Consider the following 17,377-nt stretch of genomic DNA (forward strand, 5'->3'; position numbering starts at 1 on the left):
ACACCGAGGTCACCGGGTTCGGGCGGCCTCGGTGGTTTCATTTGCCGCCATCGACGCTGATGATCTGGCCGGAGATCCAGCTTGCGTGTTCGCTCGCGAAGAACATCACCATGGCGGCGATGTCCTCGGCGCTGCCGAGGCGCTTCAGCGCAATGTTGTTCAACAGCCGCTGTTGTCCGTCTTCGCCCATCGCCTCCCACTGCCGTTCCGTCGCGGGGTTGGATCGCACGAAGCCCGGAGCCACGTTGTTGACGGTGATGTTCCAGGGCCCGAGTTCATGGGCGAGCTGGCGGGTGAGGCCGATCTGGCCCGCCTTGGCGCTGGCATAGGACTGGATGCCGGTGAGCGAGATGCCAAGCCCTGCGCCGCTGGAGATGTTGATGATGCGGCCGGACCGTTTCGTCTTCATGGCAGGCGCAACGGCCTGCGCCATGAAGAAAGCCCCTGACAGGTTGACGTCGAGAATGGCCTGCCAGTCACTCTCGCTGATCTCCTCGATCGGGCGTCCGATCTGGCCGCGCACGCCACCGGCATTGTTGACGAGAATATCGACGGCGCCGAAGGAGGGGACCAGGGCCTGGACCTCGGCACGATTGCCGACATCGAGATAATGGGCGCTGGCATGCGCGCCGCAGAGCGCAATCGTCGCTTCGAGCCCGGCTTCGTTCACGTCGCATGCGTGGACGCGGGCGCCCCGGCTTGCAAATCCGTGGGCGATCGCCCGCCCGAAGCCGTGTGCCGCCCCGGTCACCACGACGATCTTTTCCTCGAACGAAATGTTCATGCGCCGGCCTTTCCGAGCTCTTCCAGGTTTGCCAGATCGAGCGGACGCCGCCCCTCTTCGATCTCGTGGATCATCTCGACCAGCCTTGCCACCATAGGGGTCGGAACCCTGGAATCCTGACCGATCGACACAACGGGCAGCACTTGGGCATCCACTTCCGTCTTGCGCTTGCGCACCGCCAGATCTCGCCAGATGCCGGAATGGGATTTCAGCGAGCGACGGTTATGCGCGACCATGTCGTCAAAGGAACGATCGGTCTGCTGTTGCTGCGCAAGCGGGCCGAAGGCGGACGGATCAAAGCCGTCAAAGGCTTCCGTCTTGATGTTGTTGATGGCCGCGACGGTTGCGACTTCCAGGGCAAGCTTTCGCAGGATCGGACGCGCGGTCGGATTGTCGAGTACGTCGGCAATGCTGTCATTGGTGAGTGCCGTGCCGAACAGCAGCGCGCCATAGATCATCTTGCCCCAGAGGAAGCCCCAGATGTTGTTGGTGATCAACGCCTTCGGCTCGAACTGCTTGAGGAGCGCGTAGATCTCCTCGGCGCGGTCGCTGAAGCGCCCGTCCAGTTCGCCGATGACGACCGCTCCGTGGCCGCTATAGTGGACGAGGCCCGGCTCCAGATAATCGGCGCCGAAATTGACGAAGCAGCCGATCGTACGCTGTTCGCCGACGATGCGCGCGATGACCTGCTCGTTCAGCCCGTTCTGGGCCGAGACGACGTAACCATCCGATGCGAGATGCACGACGAGCGCCTGCGTTGCCGCTTCGGTGTGATGCGCCTTCACGCAGAGGTAGATCCGCTCGTATTGCCCTTCCAGTTCGCTCGGCAGGCAGGCTTTCGCCTGGAATGTGCCCTCGAAAATAGGCCCGGCAATGCGCAGGCCCTCGGCGTTGATGGCATCCACGTGATCCTTTGCGGTATCGACGAACAGGACATCCTCACCGGACTGCAGGAAGGATGCCCCCAGTGTGCCGCCGATGGCGCCGGCTCCCCAGATGACGATCGGCTGGCTCATCGCATGTTTTCCTTCAGTGAGAGATTGGTCTGTGTCGGATGGGATTGGTGGGGCGAAAACCCGGCGGCGTCATCGATCTCGTTTGCCGGTCTCGTTGGCGCATCGTTGGGGGAGGCGAGCGCGGGTGCGATGATCCGTTCGATGTCCGCAATATCCGGCGCGTGGCGGTATTCGATCCTCGGCATGTCCGGTGCAACCTCAGCCAGAATGCTCTCGGCGCCTGTCGCAAACACCAGTACCGTTGCCTGGGAGACCGTGGTCATCAGGCTCGGATTGTCGATTGTTTCCGCAAAGACCTCGGCGACGTGCGGTGCAAAACGCATGACGCCGCTTTTCAGGATTGGCAGGAATTCGGGAAAGCGCGACACGGCTGCAATGCGGGCCAGCGAATCCAGCGCGGCGAGGGCCTGGCGTGTCTCCTGCGACGGGGTAAACCGGATCGAGACCACGCGGGTCTGCGGCAGGAGCGCTTCGACCTGTTGCTGTCGGCTCATGATCGTCACGGCGAGATCCGCAGTGGCCGCCCGCGCCCTCAGGGCCGCGTCGTTCTCCAGGGTGGCAATCGTCAGCGGTTCAACGGTCACCCCCGGCCCCAACCGGTCGGCGATGAAGCCGGCGTAGCTCCCCGTCGCTTCCGCAAACAGGCCGATCATCAGGATGTGCTGCTGCCGGCTGGTCGGCTCGGGACTGCGGGAACTGCGCGCACTCACCAGCGCCATCAGGTCGGCCTTGCGCATGCCAATCTTTCGGCTCTGATCGAGGAGGGCGTCGATCTGCCGGTAAAGCTCGGACATGTCGCCCGTAGGCTGAGTCGGGGTCGGCTGTCGGTTGCTCACGAAGGTGCCGGCACCAGGCCGCGTCTCGACGAGGCCGGCGGCCTTCAGTGCGTTATAGACCTGAGCCACCGTCATCGGCGCGACGCCCAGCCGGTCTGCCAGGTCGCGCACCGAGGGCAGTGTCTCGCCGGGTGCGAGGTCGCCGCAGCTGATGCCGTATTCGATCAGGCCGTGAAGCTGGCTGCGCAGGGACACCGGCAATGTTCGGTCGAGGACGAGTTTCATAGCGTTCGCGTGCGGGTGTTCTATCCGAGTAATACACTTATTCCATTACGCTGCAGTTTCGTCAATTTGGGCAGTGGCGAATTAATTGACATCGATCAGCGGGCGTGGAAACGTAATATGTGAATAGGACAGTGTGCCTGCCTTCAGGAGAAGCCAGTGATCTGACGGACAGGAAATTGTCGAGGCGGTCACGATACCGGGCACCGTGCCGGGCACGGTCAACAGGATAGGTCGATCATGGGTTTCCACGCATTCGAAGAGCAGGTCGCAAGGCTCAATGATGTCCTGTGTGCCGTAAACCTCCTGACCTGGGACAGCCGGACCATGATGCCTCCGGGCGGGTTGGAGGCGCGCAGCAAGCAGATCGCCACGCTGGTTGGAATTGCACGCGACATGGCGACGGGTGATGCCTTGCAGCGTTCGATCGAGGATGCGAGAGCCGAACTGGCCGGGGCCGGTCCTGGCGATCGGCGTCTTGCAAGCGTGGAGCAGGCCGCCGCGGCGACGGCCGTTCTGGCACGGATACCTGCTTCGCTTGTCCGCGCGTCGGCGGAGCTGAAAACGGTGGCGCAGGGCGCCTGGACCGCGGCGCGGGCGGCCGATGATTTTGCCGCCTTCGCGCCCTATCTGGAGCGGACACTCGAGATGCAGCGTGAGATCGCTGCGGCCATCGGTTACGCCGATCATCCGTATGATGCGCTGATCGGCACCTACGAGCCGGGGATGACCTGGGCACGGCTGCGCACCCTTTATGGCGATCTGAAAACCGCGCTCATCCCGCTTTTGGAACGCGCGAGACAGGCGGATGTCCGCCAGGATATTCTTCAGCGCGCCTTTCCGGTTGAGCGACAGCGGGCGTTTTCAAGCCGGATTGCCTCGCGCTTCGGTTATGACTTCGACCGTGGTCGGCTTGATGATGCCGTGCACCCCTTCGAGATTTCCTTCACGAGTTCCGACGTGCGCATCACCGGCCGGTTCCGCGAGACATGGCTGCCGGGCGGCTTGTTCGCGGTCTGGCATGAGGCCGGCCATGGCATGTACGAGCAGGGCGTGTCGCCGTCCCTCTCACGCTCCACCTTCACCACCGACTTCATCAACCTTTATGCCGTGGGCGGCGCGAGCTTTGGGGTCCACGAATCTCAGTCGCGGCTGTGGGAAAACCGCGTCGGACGCTCGCGGCAGTTCTGGGATCTGCATTTTTCGGCGCTGCAGGCAGAGTTTCCCGAGCAGTTGTCCGACGTGACGACGGACGCGTTCTGGCGTGCGGTCAATGCGGCGCAGCCGGGCCTGATCCGCGTCGAGGCGGACGAACTGACCTATGACCTGCACATCATGCTGCGCTCACAGATCGAGGCGGACATGGTCGCGGGCGCGATCCGCGTCGCGGACCTGCCGGCGATCTGGCGTGATCACATGAAGGCGTCCCTTGGCCTCGACGTGCCGAGCGACCGACTGGGTGTTCTGCAGGACGTTCACTGGTCATCCGGCATGATCGGATCCTTCCCGACCTACACGCTCGGCAACATCATGTCCTCGCAGTTCTATGCGGCCGCATGCCGGGAGCCTGGTGTGACAAAGGGACTGGAGACCGGCGACTACCTGCCGCTGAAAACCTGGCTGACCGACAATGTCCATCGCTTCGGACGGTCGAAATCCGCCACCCAGTTGCTGGTCGATGCGACCGGCTCGGATCTCTCCATCGATCCCTATGTCAGCGACCTTTCGCGCAAGGTGGATGATCTGGTGGCGTAAATCAATACGATCGACCAAACGGCAAAAATGCGCTCCCTGGACGCAGCGCTTTGGGTGCGCGGGAATGGCCAATGCCTATGATCGTGCCATGTGGAGAGGCTGCGGCCCAAGTGTTATGATCGCCGACCTGCATCATGCCGTGCGACACGCATTTTCTGGCAGGCATATATTTGTATCTTAAATTTGAAATTTTCTTGCAAACTGTACCGAAGCAGCTAGGGAGTGCCGCGATATATCGGTATAACTGATCAGTGGCTGAACGGCAGGGAGGCGGTACGAAGATGAACAACAGTGTACGATGGTCTGACTTTTTGCCGGATAAGGGTAACCCGAATGGCGCCGGCCAGCCCAAGGCTCTCGCCGCCTATAATTTCATCCGTCACGCCATCATCACCATGCGCATGTCGCCGGGTGCCGCAATCAGCGAGAAGGAAACCTGTGCACAACTCGGTGTGTCGCGCACGCCGATGCGCGAGGCCGTGCTGCGGCTGGCGCAGGAAGGCTTGGTCACGGTGGTGCCGAGCGGCGGCACCTTCGTCAACAGTATTTCCCTGCGCGGCGTGATCGAGGGACACCTCATTCGCTCCAGCCTGGAGTTGCGGATGGTGCGGCTTGCTGCGCGCGCCTACGATCCGGTCCACGATCGTGATTTCGATCTTCTGATGTACCTGCAGGCCGATGCGGCCAAGCGGCAGGACTACGATCATTTTCTCGCTGTCGACAATGATTTTCACCGTCTCATCTGCCGCATGGGGGGATTTCCGGACATCTGGCAGACCATTCATAACGCGACGGGCCAGCTCGACAGAGTGAGGCGCACCGCCATTCCGCGGTCGGGTTATTTTGATGAGGTCGAGCAGGAGCATCGCGCTATCTATGAGGCGATCAGAGTGGGAGATGCGAACCATGCTCACGATCTCCTGCGCCAGCATCTCGATGATATCGCGGCCGTCGTGGAATATGTCATTGCCGACCAGCCGGGCCTGATCGTGCAGGAACCGGGCTTCGACCTGTCTAAGCTGGATCTGATGCTGGCGCCCGCGTCTCAGTAACCACTGTCTCGGCTACCGGTATTCAACGGATCCCTGCCGGTCAGAACCCGCGTGGCATTCTCGAAGATCTGTACCACCACTTCGTGCACGCTGGGCATGGAGGCGATATGCGGCGTTTTGAAGATCTTCGGATGGCTCCATAACGGACTGTCTTGTGGAAGCGGTTCCTGCAGGAAAACGTCCAGCACCGCACCGCGCAAATGTCCGCTCTCGATCGCAGCCAGTAGGTCGGCTTCCATCAAATGCTCGCCGCGGCCCATGTTGATGACGGCGGCACCCCGCGGCAGGGAGGCGAAGAGGTCCGCATTCAGGATGCCGCGCGTCGCATCCGTCAGAGGAAGAAGGCAGATCAGCGCGTCGCAGCCGGACAGGAAGTCAGGCAGTTGATCGTCGCCGTGAAAACTGGCAATGCCGGCTTCCTGCTTGGGTGAGCGTGCCCAGGCGCGTACATTGTAATCGAGAGCATGCAGGCGACGTCCCACCGTGCGTCCGATCGCACCAAAGCCCAAAATGCCGACTGTGTAGTCCCTTGCGGCGATCTGTTCGGGGCGTTCCCACAGCCTGAGGGCTGCATTTTGCAGATGCAGATCCATCATCCGGTGAAACAGTAGGACGGACCATATCGCATATTCCGCCATGCCGAGCGCATGTTGACTGTCGACAACACGGCATACCGGAACGCGGGGCAGATGCGGATCGGCAAAGATGTTGTCCAGGCCGGCGGCAATGCTGTGGATGAGCTTCAGGTTCGGCATGGTCGCCAGCAGGCCGTGCGGAGGGTTCCAGGCCACGGCCACATCGGCGGCATCGAAACCGTCTTCCGGATAAAGGCTGAGATGGACATTCAGACCGCTCGTCTCGAACGCGTTCTTCAAGAAGTTGAGATCAAGCGTGCTGCTGACCAGCGCGATGTGAGGGGGCTTGGCCTCCAAAACAGTCGTCAATGTCATTCTTGGCAGGGCCTTTCCTGATTGGCTGCTTTTCCGTGGCGGCGGTTCCTGATGAAGCCGCGTGACGTTTTTTTGTGCGGCCGCTCACCCAGTCCAAGCTTTATGCAAAAAATCATGGGCCTTGCTTGACAGCCGCGTGTGGCAAGAGTCAAGATGATGTATCGATATATCGGTATATTGTTTGTGCCGGTGTCATCGCAAAGAGAAGTCTGCACGCACACGAAAATCCATAAGGGGAACATCATGCGACGACTGCTTACTGCATCCCTAGCCTTGCTTTCGACAACGACAGCCGCCTTTGCTGAGGCCGTTCCCGGCGGCAAGCTGAACCTGATCGTTCAGCCGGAGCCTCCGAGTATCATGATCGGCACCACCACGAACGGCCCGGCGCTGCTCGTCGGCGGCAATATCTATGAGGGGTTGCTGCGCTACGACGAGACCCTGAAGCCGATGCCGTCGCTCGCCAAGTCGTGGACGGTTTCTGACGATGGCCTGATCTACACTTTTCAGTTGCAGGAAGGCGTGAAATGGCATGACGGCAAGCCGATGACCTCGGCGGACGTGCTGTTTTCCGCCAATGACTACCTCTTGAAGATGCAGCCGCGTCATCGCAACCTGATGAGCCACGTCGAAAGCGTCACCGCGCCGGACGACAAGACGGTGGTGTTCAAGCTGAAGGAACCCTTCGAAGCCTTCATGCGCGGGTTGTCGTTCTACACCATGCCGATCATCCCGAAACACATCTACGAAGGCACCGACTACGCCACCAATCCGGCCAATGACAAGCCGATCGGAACCGGTCCGTTCAAGTTCGACGAATGGAAGCGCGGCAGCTACATCCATCTCGTCAAGAACCCGGACTACTATGTGAATGGCAAGCCCTATCTGGATGAACTCTATTACCAGGTCATCCCGGACGGCGCCTCGCGCTCCGTCGCATTCGAGACCGGCAAGGTCGATATTCTTCCGGGCGGTTCGGTGGAAAACTTCGACATTCCGCGGCTGAAGGATCTGCCCAATACCTGCACGACGGAAAAGGGCTGGGAATATTTCGCACCGCTCTCCTGGCTGTGGCTCAACAATCGCAAGGCGCCAATGGACAATGTGAAGTTCCGCCAGGCGGTGATGTATGCACTGGATCGCGAATTCGCCAAGGACGTCTTGTGGAACGGCTATGGCAAGGTGGCAACCGGCGCCCTGTCGTCAAAGCTTCCCTTCTACAAGGATGTCGATCCGCATTATCCCCATGATCCCGCCAAGGCCAAGGCGCTTCTGAAAGAAATGGGCTATGACGGCAAGGCGTTGAAGCTCCTGCCGCTGCCTTATGGTGAAACCTGGCAGCGCTGGGCGGAAGCCGTTAAGCAGAATCTCGAAGAGGTCGGCATCCCGATCGAGATCGAATCGGCCGATGTTGCCGGCTGGAACCAGCGCACGTCCAACTGGGACTATGACATCGCCTTCACCTATCTCTACCAGAATGGCGACCCGGCCATCGGCGTCGATCGCAACTACAAGACGTCGCAGATTGCCAAGGGCAATCCGTTCAACAATGTCGAGGGCTATTCCAACCCTGAACTCGACAAGCTGTTCGACGAGGCTGCTGTCGCCTATCCGGCGACGAAACGCCAGGAACTTTATGACAAGGCACAGAAGACGCTGCAGCAAGACGTTCCGGTTGCCTGGCTGCTCGAACTCGGCTTCCCGACGGTCTACAACTGCAAGGTTCAGGACATCGTGACGACCGCCTCCGGCCTGCCGGAATCCATGCGTGACGCCTGGATCAAGAAATAAGCTGTTTCCAGGCGGGGATCCGTCCCCGCCTGCCTTGTTTTGAGATCTGAGACATCGGGTTGGAGTCCTGCCATGCTGAGATTCATCTCGGGGCGGCTGCTGAAAGCAGTCGTCATCCTGATCTGCATCACCGTGCTCAATTTTTTCCTGATCCATGCGGCGCCGGGCGATCCGGCCGCCGTGATGGCAGGGGAGGCCGGCGATGCAGACCCTGCCTTTCTGCAACAGCTGAGAGAACGCTTCGGCCTCGACCAGCCCCTCTATGTCCAGTTGTGGATCTACGTTTCCTCTGTCGTCCAGCTCGATCTCGGCTATTCCTATCGCCAGCAGTTGCCGGTGCTGCAACTGATCGGGGAACGCCTGCCAGCGACACTGTTGCTGTCGCTCTCGGCCTTTGTCATCTCGCTGGGTCTTGGCGTGACGGCGGGTGCACTTGCCTCAGCCCGGCAGGGAAAATGGGCAGACACCATCATCTCCCTGGTTGCGCTGATCTTCTACGCAACGCCATTGTTCTGGTTGGCGTTGATGGGCGTGCTTTTGTTTTCCGTGCAACTCGGCTGGCTGCCGGGCTTCGGTTACGAAACGGTCGGGGCCAACTATACCGGCCTCGGCCGCTCCCTCGATATCCTCCTGCATCTCATCTTGCCGGCCATGACGCTCGGTTTGTTCTTCATGGCGGTCTATGCCCGCATGACCCGCGCTGCCATGCTGGAAGTCGGCAAGCTTGATTTCGTCAAGACGGCCAAGGCCAAGGGCTTGCGCTCCGGTCTGATCCAGCGCCGCCATGTGCTGCGCAATGCGTTGCTGCCGGTCGTAACACTGGCCGGTCTGCAGGCGGGGCAACTCGTCGGCGGTGCTGTGCTGATCGAGACCGTCTTTGCCTGGCCGGGCATCGGCCGATTGATGTTCGATGCCCTGTCGCAGCGTGACTACAATCTGCTGCTCGGCGTCTTCGTCGTCTCGGCCGCCATGGTCCTGTTCTTCAACCTCATTACCGACGTGCTCTACCGCCTCGTCGATCCGCGCATCAGGGTGGCGTCATGAAGGATTTCTGGAAACGCTTTTCGCGGAACCGCGGCGCGGTGATCGGGCTCGTCATCCTGCTGCTCGTGGTCGTTCTGTCCGTCATTGCACCCTTCGTGTTCACCAAGTCGCCCTGGGCCATGGTGCAGCGGCCGTTCATTCCACCCTTCACCATGGATGCCTTCGTGCTCGGCACCGATCCGATGGGCCGTGACCTTGCAGCGGGCCTTGCCCATGGCGCACGGGTGTCTCTGTTGGTCGGCCTGGTCTCGACGGTAGTGTCGCTTCTCATCGGCATCCCGATTGGTGCGATTGCCGGCTATTTCGGCGGCTGGGTGGACGATGTGCTGATGCGCTTCACCGAATTCTTCCAAAGCGTACCAAGTTTCGCGCTGGCGGTGGTTCTGGTGGCAATCTTCCAACCCAGTATCTACTCCATCATCCTATCGATCGCTGTGGTCTCCTGGCCGCCCGTCGCGCGCCTGCTGCGCGGCGAGGTGATGTCGCTTCGCTCGCGGGAATTCGTCGAGGCCGCCGTCCTCTCGGGCCAGACGCATGCGACGATCATTTGGCGGCAGATCCTGCCCAACACGCTATCACCGATCATCGTTCTGGCGTCGATGATGGTGGCGGCGGCGATCCTGATCGAAAGCTCGCTGTCCTTCCTTGGTCTCGGCGACCGCAACATCATGTCCTGGGGTTACATCATCGGCGCGGGCCGCACCGTCATTCGCCAGGCCTGGTGGGTCAGCTTCTTCCCCGGCCTTGCGATCCTGTTGACCGTGCTGGCGCTCAATCTCGTCGGAGAAGGGCTGAACGATGCCCTCAACCCGCGCCTTGCGCGCAAGGGACGGTAATCATGGCAGACACGCTCGCAACACATCTCGCCATGCCAGACGAAAGCGTCGCTCCCGCCGTCATCCATCCGGGCGCGTTGAAAGAGGAGGGGCGCGGAAAGCCGGTCGTCTTCATCGACAAGCTCAGCATCGCGCTGCCCGACGGTGCCGACCGGGCCTTCGCCGTGGATCGTGTGAGCTTCAAGCTCTTTCCCGGTGAAATGCTGTGTGTGGTCGGGGAAAGCGGCTCGGGCAAGTCGATGTCAGCCAATGCGCTGATGGGGCTTTTGCCCGATACAGTGCGGATAGCGCAAGGCCGTATCCTGCTGCATGGCGATGACCTTGTGACGATGCCGCCGGAAGCACTTTACGCCATTCGGGGGCGCCGTGTGGCGATGGTTTTCCAGGAGCCGATGTCGGCGCTCAACCCGCTGATGAAGGTGCAGGCACAGATCGAGGAAGTGTTCGAAGCGCATGGCCTTCTGACCCCACGCGAGCGCAGGCAAAAGGCCCTTTCTCTCCTCACCGAAGTCGGCCTGCCGGATCCGGCGCGGGCGGCTGAAAGCTATCCGTTCCAGCTCTCCGGTGGTCAGCGCCAGCGCGTGATGATTGCCATGGCGCTGGCACTCGAGCCGGAAGTGCTGGTCGCCGACGAACCGACGACCGCGCTCGACGTGACGACGCAGGCACAGATCCTCCAACTCATCGCAAACCTGCAGAAGCAGCGCAACATGGCGGTGATGTTCATTACCCATGATTTCGGGGTCGTGGCCGAGATTGCCGATTACGTGACGGTGATGCAGTTCGGCCGGATCGTGGAGCAGGGAACCGCAGAGGAGGTATTGTTCTCGCCGCAGCATCCCTACACGAAGAAGTTGATTGCTGCGATCCCGCGCCCTGGCGACAGGGCGGCAAAGGTTGAGACACGTGCGCCCCTGCTTGCGGTGGAGAAGCTTTGCAAAACCTATCACATGGGCGGCGGGCTTTTCTCTAAGGCGCGAGATGTCCACGCCGTGAAGGATGTTTCCTTCACTTTGGGGCGTGGCGAGACGCTCGGCATCGTCGGTGAAAGTGGTTCGGGCAAGTCCTCGGTCGGGCGCTGCCTCGTGCGGCTGCAGGATCCCACCAGCGGTCGTGTGCTGCTGGGCGGTCAGGACATGGCGCATCTGAAGGGGGCGGCGCTTCGGGCCATGCGCCGGCGCATGCAGATGATCTTCCAGGACCCCTATTCGTCACTTAATCCGCGTGAGAAAGTGGGGCGCATCATTGCCTCTGGCCCGATCGCGTATGGGGAGGACACGAAAAAGGCGCTCGTACGCGCCGCCGAGCTGATGGACATGGTGGGGCTCGATCCACGCGCGACCGACCGCTTCCCGCATGAGTTTTCCGGCGGTCAGCGGCAGCGCATCGGGATCGCCCGGGCCTTGGCGCTTGAACCGGAGATCATCATTGCCGACGAGGCAGTCTCCGCGCTCGATGTATCGATCCAGGCCCAGGTTCTCGAACTCCTGGGGCAGCTGAAAAAGGATCTCAACCTTTCCCTCGTCTTCATCACGCACGATCTTCGCGTCGCCGCCAAGATCTGCGACCGGGTGATGGTGATGCAGAAGGGCGAGGTCGTCGAACTCGGGACGGGGAGCGAGATCTTCGAGACCCCCCGGCACCCTTATACGCAGAGCCTGATCGAGGCCATTCCCGGTCGGGCAAAGGAAGCGCTGATGACGGCCTGAGGCCGTCCGAAGTCACCCATCATTAGGGGCCGTGACACGCCCGAACCGCTCAATGGAGAAAACCCGATGACGATCATGCCGAATTCGATGGAAGGCCGCGACATGGCCTATCAGATGCACCCGAACGTGAACCTACGCAAATACGAGAAGTCGGGCGGTCTGGTGATCGAGAGCGGTGACGGAATCTACGTGTTTGACAGTCACGGCAAGCGCTATATCGAGGGTATGGCCGGCCTGTGGTCGGTGGCGCTCGGCTTCGGCGAAAAGCGGCTGGCGGAGGTTGCCAAGGCGCAGATGGAGAAGCTGCCTTACTATCACACCTTCTCCTACAAGACCCATGGCCCCTCGATCGATCTGGCCGAGATGCTGATCAAAATCGCGCCGGTGCCGATGTCGAAGGTGCACTTCACCTCCTCCGGTTCGGAGGCCAACGATCTTGCCGTCAAGATGGTCTGGTACCGCTCCAATGCGCTGGGCAAGAAGGACAAGAAGAAGATCATCAGCCGCATCAAGGGCTATCATGGCGTGACCATCGCATCCGGATCGCTGACCGGCCTGCCGCGCAACCACGAAAGCTTCGACCTGCCGCTCGACCGGATGCTGCATACATCCTGCCCGTCCTACGTCCATTTCGGTCTTGAGGGCGAAAACGAAGCGGACTTCACCAAGCGCATCCTTCAGGACCTCGAGGATCTGATCCTCAAGGAAGGTCCGGACACGATCGCTGCGTTCTGGGGGGAGCCCGTCATTGGTGCGGGTGGTGTTCTCGTGCCCCCGGACGGCTATTGGGCAGGCGTTCAGGAGATCCTGAAGAAATACGACATCCTGCTGGTGGCCGACGAGGTCATCTGCGGCTTCGGTCGCACCGGCAAGATGTTCGCCTGTGAGACGCTTGGCATTGCGCCGGATGTGCTCGTCGTGTCGAAGCAGATCTCGTCGTCCTACATGCCGCTGTCCGCGATCCTGATGAACGACCGATTCTACCAGCCGATAGCCGATGAGTCGGACCGGATCGGCGTGTTCGGCCATGGTTACACGGCCTCCGGCCATCCCGTCGCCACTGCGGTCGGGCTGGAGAACCTGAAGATCATTGAGGAGCGTGATCTCGTCGGCAATGTCGCGAGGCTGGAAGCACAGTTCCTCGCCGGTCTGGAGGAACTGGCGAAGCATCCGCTGTCGCATTCCTCGCGCGGCATCGGTCTGCTCGGCGCGCTCGAGATCAAGCCCTTCGCCGATGGCAAGGCTGGTGATGCGGCAGCCGCCGTGTCCGCCGCCTGCGAGGAGGAAGGCCTGATCGTGCGCAACATCGCCGAGGCCATCTGCTTCTGCCCGCCGATGATCATCACGGCCGAGCAGATCGACGACATGTTTGGCGCTGTCCGCCGCGCGCTCGACAAGGTCCAGGCTGCGCGCGCCTAACAATTTCGGGGAATGACGAGATGAGCATGATGGAAAAGACGGACCTCGGCGAGATGACCGCAGCGGAACTCTCCGCGCTGTTTGCCTCGGGCAAGGCGTCGCCGGTCGAAGCGGCCAAGGCGTCGCTTGCGCGGATCGAGGAGTTCAATCCCAGCGTCAACGCCTTTGCCTATGTGGTGCCGGAACTGGCGCTCGCCGAGGCAGAGGCCTCCGAGGCGCGCTGGAAGAAGGGCGAACCGCTGTCGCCCATCGACGGTGCACCGACGACGATCAAGGAACTGACGCCGGTTAAGGGCATCCCGTGGCGACGCGGTTCGGCGCTGGGTGCCACCACCCCGTCGGACAAGGAGTTCCTGATCATGGAACGCCTGCGGGCGGCGGGCCTCACCATTCTCGGTACCACGACATCGCCCGAGTTCGGCTGGAAGGGTGTCACGCATGGTCCGGCCTTTGGCAATACGCTGAACCCGTGGCGCACCGACCGGGCATCCGGCGGCTCGTCCGGCGGGGCGGCTGTTGCGGCAGCCCTCAACATGGGCGTGCTGCACGAGGGTTCCGACGGCGCAGGCTCGATCCGGATTCCGGCGTCCTTCTCCGGCACGTTCGGGATCAAGCCCACCTATGGCTGGATACCGTCCGACACGCCGACGGCGCTCTTCGAACTGGCCCATCGCGGTCCGCTCACCCGCACCGTCGAGGACGCCACCCTGTTCATGAACGCTACGACCGGGCCGACGCCGAAGGCGATGTACGGCTATTGCCCGACACCGGTGCCGGATTGGCACAAGGCGATCGGCGGTCTGAGCGTCGAGGGCCTGAAGATCGGCTATAGCCGCAATCTCGGTTATGCCAAGGTTCAGCCGGATGTTGCCGCCGCTGTCGAGCGCGCCGCTGCACGGCTTGCCGAAATGGGGGCGATCATCGAAGAGGTCGATCCGGGCTTTTCCAATCCGCAGGATGCCTTGCTCGCCCTCTGGTACGCGGCGGAGGCTCGTACGGTCGAGATGGTCAATCCGACGGACGAGCAGAAGAGGCTGATGGATCCCGGCCTGATCCGCATCTACGAGAAGGGCAAGACCTATTCGGCGATCGATTATGTCTTGGCCGAACAGGTGCGCGCCGATCTCAAGGTGACGATGGCGCTGTTCCACGAAAAATATGATGCCCTGATGCTGCCGACCATGCCGGTGACGGCGATCGAGGCGGGCGTCGATTTTCCGGGCGGCATCGAGGGCAAGGACTGGTCCGACTGGTCGCCCTTCACCTATCCGTTCAACATGACGGGGCAGCCGGCGGTATCCGTTCCCTGCGGCTTCGATGCCGGCGGCCTGCCGATCGGTCTGCAATTCGTCGGGCCGCGTTATCGTGACGATATCGTGCTCAAACTGGCAGCCGCCTATCAGGCCGCCTACCCGGAAGAGGTTCTCGGCGCGCCGCGGATCGTCTGAACTGAGACTGGATGCGGAGGCTTGTCGCTTTCGCATCCCCATCATCAAAAGCAGTATCGGGATGGAAGATATGGCCGTAATGGCAAGCCAAGCGGTGGCTAACGGGCTTGGCGCAGAGCTAAAGACAGGTGTGACGGCCGTGCCGCCTGACCAGGCCGAGCGGATCGCACGGGAAAAGTACGGTCTCATCGGCAAGGCAGAATGGCTGTGGGGAGAGAAGGACAGCAATTACCGGCTGACGCTCGACGACGGCACGCAGTATCTCTTCAAGGTACTCAACCCGGCGGAGCCGCCGGCGATGACAAGCATGCACAGCAAGGCGCTTCTGCATGTGGAGGCCGCAGATCCCGGCATTCCGGTCCAGAGGATCATCCGCACATTGGATGGCGAGGCGGACTTCCGCATGACCGACGACAACGGCGGGACGCGCGGTGTGCGCATGGTCACCTTTGTTCCCGGTGTGGCGCAGAAATCGCAGCCGCAGTCGGCGCTCCAGCGCCGTCGCGTCGGGGTGCTGTTGGGACGTCTGCAGAAGGCACTGGAAGGATTTTCTCACGAGGCGGCCAGTCATCGCATCACCTGGGACATGAAACATGCTGCAGGCATCCGCGACCTCTTCGGAGCTTTTGGCGATGCGGCCCAGCGTGCGCGGCTCGAACGCGGCATGGACGATTTCGAGCGTCTGATCTTGCCGCGCATGGCGGACCTGCCGGCGCAGGTCATTCACAATGATTTCAATATGGAAAACATCCTCGTCAGCGCGGAGGATCCGGACACGATCAGTGGCATCATCGATTTCGGCGACATGGTTCATGCTCCGCTTCTGTTCGACGTTGCCGTGGCGGCTGCCTACCAGATGGGGGACGCGGAGCATCCGGTCGAGGCGATGTGCGATTTTCTGCGCGGTTACCGCACGGAAAAGACGCTGTCCGACGAAGAGATCTCGCTTCTTTATCCGGCAATCGTCACGCGCATGCTGATGCGGCTTGCGATACCAGAATGGCGCAGCACGCTATTTCCGGATCACCGGGCACTCTACACCCGCAACAGCCCGACGGTCTGGGCGCAGTTCGCCCGACTCGATGCCATATCGAGAGATGAGGCAATGGCGCGCCTGGCGGCTGCTTGCCGCAGATAACATTCGATCAGGAAACGACCATGAACAAGCCAGCCACCACGATGATCAACGGCTTCGACGCCGCGCGTCTCGGCAGCCTACCAGAGCGAGAGCGTTCGATGATCGAGCGGCGCCAGGCGATGCTTGGACCCTCCTACCGTCTATTTTACGAGAACCCGCTGCATCTGGTGCGAGGCGAAGGCGTCTGGCTCTACGATCCGGACGGCAATGCTTATCTCGATGCCTATAACAACGTGCCCTCGGTCGGCCATTGCCATCCGCGTGTCGTGGCGGCGATGGCGGAGCAGGCGGCAGTGCTGAACACCCACACACGCTATCTCGATGAAAAGATCCTCGATTATTCCGAAAAGCTGCTGGCAACCTTTCCAGATCAATTGAACCGGGTGATGTATTGCTGCACCGGCAGCGAGGCGGTGGATCTCGCAATCCGGCTCGCCTGCTATTATACGGGCGGAACCGGCATCATCATCACCGAGAACGCCTATCACGGTACCACAAGCGTCACCGCGTCGCTCTCGCCGTCGCTCGGGCCGAACATGCCGCTCGGTATGCACGTCATCACCGTGCCGGCACCGGATGCCTATCGTGCCGAGGGCAGAGACGTCGCTGAGGCCTTCGCCGAGGAGGTGTCCAAGGCGATCGCCTTCATGGTGCGTCGTGGCATCAAACCCGCCGCCTTCATTGCCGATAGCATTTTTTCGACCGATGGCATTTTCTCCGAGCCGGCCGGCTTTTTGAAGCAGACCCTGGAAGTCGTGCATCAGGCCGGTGCGCTCTATATCGCCGACGAAGTGCAGCCGGGTTTCGGCCGCACGGGATCGCATATGTGGGGCTTCATGCGCCACGGCATCGTTCCGGATATTGCCGTGATGGGCAAGCCGATGGGCAATGGCCTGCCGATTGCCGCTGCGGTGATGAAGGACGAGGTGCAGGACCGTTTCGGTCGAGATATCCGCTATTTCAACACCTTCGGCGCGAACCACGTGTCGATTGCCGCCGCCAGTGCCGTGCTCGACGTCATCCGCGACGAGGACCTGATGCGCAATGCGGCATTGACCGGTGCTTATATGCTGGAGGGTATGCACAAGCTGCAGCAGTCATTCGACGCGATCGGTAACGTGCGCGGTGCAGGCCTCTTCCTCGGCCTCGAATTCGTCAAGGACCGTGAAAGCCGCGCGCCCGACGGAGCGCTGTCGCTTGCCGTCGTCAACCGCATGCGCGAGCGACGCGTGCTGATCAGCGCCGCCGGCATTCACGGCAACACGTTGAAGATCCGCCCGCCGCTGCCGTTCGGCAAACAGCATGCCGACATCTTCCTGGAGACACTCGAAGAGGTGCTGCACGAGGCGACCTGATCTCACCCGCCACCGCCTATCC

At 61.4% G+C, this 17,377-nt stretch carries 14 protein-coding genes; 10 read left to right on the top strand and 4 right to left on the bottom strand.

Annotation, left to right across the window (positions count from 1 at the left end; all coding sequences use genetic code 11):
• Positions 1-37 precede the first annotated feature (37 nt).
• Genes G6N78_RS13090 through G6N78_RS13100 form a run of 3 tightly spaced genes read right to left on the bottom strand, consistent with a single transcriptional unit; the run spans position 38 to position 2,861 of the window.
• Positions 38-784 carry an SDR family NAD(P)-dependent oxidoreductase gene (locus G6N78_RS13090; RefSeq protein WP_165219066.1) on the bottom strand — a complete coding sequence of 249 codons (747 nt, stop codon included), beginning with the start codon at positions 782-784 and terminating at the stop codon, positions 38-40.
• Positions 781-1,800 (bottom strand): ketopantoate reductase family protein, encoded by a 1,020-nt coding sequence (locus G6N78_RS13095; protein ID WP_165219068.1) that lies wholly within the window; start codon positions 1,798-1,800, stop codon positions 781-783. The genes G6N78_RS13090 and G6N78_RS13095 overlap by 4 nt, the downstream gene beginning before the upstream one ends.
• Positions 1,797-2,861: a GntR family transcriptional regulator gene (locus G6N78_RS13100; RefSeq protein ID WP_165219070.1), complete on the bottom strand. Its 1,065-nt coding sequence runs from the start codon at positions 2,859-2,861 to the stop codon at positions 1,797-1,799. The genes G6N78_RS13095 and G6N78_RS13100 overlap by 4 nt, the downstream gene beginning before the upstream one ends.
• Positions 2,862-3,098: 237 nt before the next feature.
• On the opposite strand from G6N78_RS13100, the gene G6N78_RS13105 reads away from it, so the two are divergent.
• Positions 3,099-4,613, top strand: coding sequence for a carboxypeptidase M32 (locus tag G6N78_RS13105; protein ID WP_165219072.1), 1,515 nt, complete (start codon positions 3,099-3,101; stop codon positions 4,611-4,613).
• A 281-nt stretch (positions 4,614-4,894) separates the two neighbouring features.
• Positions 4,895-5,665 carry a GntR family transcriptional regulator gene (locus G6N78_RS13110; RefSeq protein WP_165219074.1) on the top strand — a complete coding sequence of 257 codons (771 nt, stop codon included), beginning with the start codon at positions 4,895-4,897 and terminating at the stop codon, positions 5,663-5,665.
• Here G6N78_RS13110 and G6N78_RS13115 read toward each other — a convergent pair.
• Positions 5,659-6,615 (bottom strand): 2-hydroxyacid dehydrogenase, encoded by a 957-nt coding sequence (locus G6N78_RS13115; RefSeq protein WP_165219076.1) that lies wholly within the window; start codon positions 6,613-6,615, stop codon positions 5,659-5,661. The two genes, G6N78_RS13110 and G6N78_RS13115, sit on opposite strands and share 7 nt — an antisense overlap.
• A gap of 243 nt (positions 6,616-6,858) precedes the next feature.
• Here G6N78_RS13115 and G6N78_RS13120 point away from each other — a divergent pair, with 243 nt between their 5' ends.
• From G6N78_RS13120 to G6N78_RS13155, 8 genes are all read left to right on the top strand, one after another.
• Positions 6,859-8,406 carry an ABC transporter substrate-binding protein gene (locus G6N78_RS13120; RefSeq protein WP_165219078.1) on the top strand — a complete coding sequence of 516 codons (1,548 nt, stop codon included), beginning with the start codon at positions 6,859-6,861 and terminating at the stop codon, positions 8,404-8,406.
• Between the two features lie 72 nt (positions 8,407-8,478).
• Positions 8,479-9,450 carry an ABC transporter permease gene (locus G6N78_RS13125; RefSeq protein ID WP_165219080.1) on the top strand — a complete coding sequence of 324 codons (972 nt, stop codon included), beginning with the start codon at positions 8,479-8,481 and terminating at the stop codon, positions 9,448-9,450.
• A complete protein-coding gene (locus G6N78_RS13130) occupies positions 9,447-10,286 on the top strand; it encodes an ABC transporter permease (RefSeq protein ID WP_165219082.1) in 840 nt (279 codons plus the stop codon). The genes G6N78_RS13125 and G6N78_RS13130 overlap by 4 nt, the downstream gene beginning before the upstream one ends.
• Before the next feature lie 2 nt (positions 10,287-10,288).
• On the top strand, positions 10,289-11,995 hold the full coding sequence (locus G6N78_RS13135) for an ABC transporter ATP-binding protein (protein ID WP_234905795.1): 1,707 nt from the start codon (positions 10,289-10,291) through the stop codon (positions 11,993-11,995).
• Positions 11,996-12,061: 66 nt separating this feature from the next.
• Positions 12,062-13,414, top strand: a complete 1,353-nt coding sequence (locus G6N78_RS13140; protein ID WP_165219084.1) for an aspartate aminotransferase family protein — start codon at positions 12,062-12,064, stop codon at positions 13,412-13,414.
• 20 nt (positions 13,415-13,434) lie between these two features.
• Positions 13,435-14,862 carry an amidase gene (locus G6N78_RS13145; RefSeq protein ID WP_165219086.1) on the top strand — a complete coding sequence of 476 codons (1,428 nt, stop codon included), beginning with the start codon at positions 13,435-13,437 and terminating at the stop codon, positions 14,860-14,862.
• Between the two features lie 79 nt (positions 14,863-14,941).
• Positions 14,942-16,000, top strand: coding sequence for a phosphotransferase (locus G6N78_RS13150; protein WP_165219088.1), 1,059 nt, complete (start codon positions 14,942-14,944; stop codon positions 15,998-16,000).
• 20 nt (positions 16,001-16,020) lie between these two features.
• Positions 16,021-17,355 (top strand): aspartate aminotransferase family protein, encoded by a 1,335-nt coding sequence (locus G6N78_RS13155; RefSeq protein ID WP_234905796.1) that lies wholly within the window; start codon positions 16,021-16,023, stop codon positions 17,353-17,355.
• Positions 17,356-17,377 lie beyond the last annotated feature (22 nt).

Source organism: Allorhizobium pseudoryzae, assembly GCF_011046245.1.
Taxonomy (GTDB): domain Bacteria; phylum Pseudomonadota; class Alphaproteobacteria; order Rhizobiales; family Rhizobiaceae; genus Neorhizobium; species Neorhizobium pseudoryzae.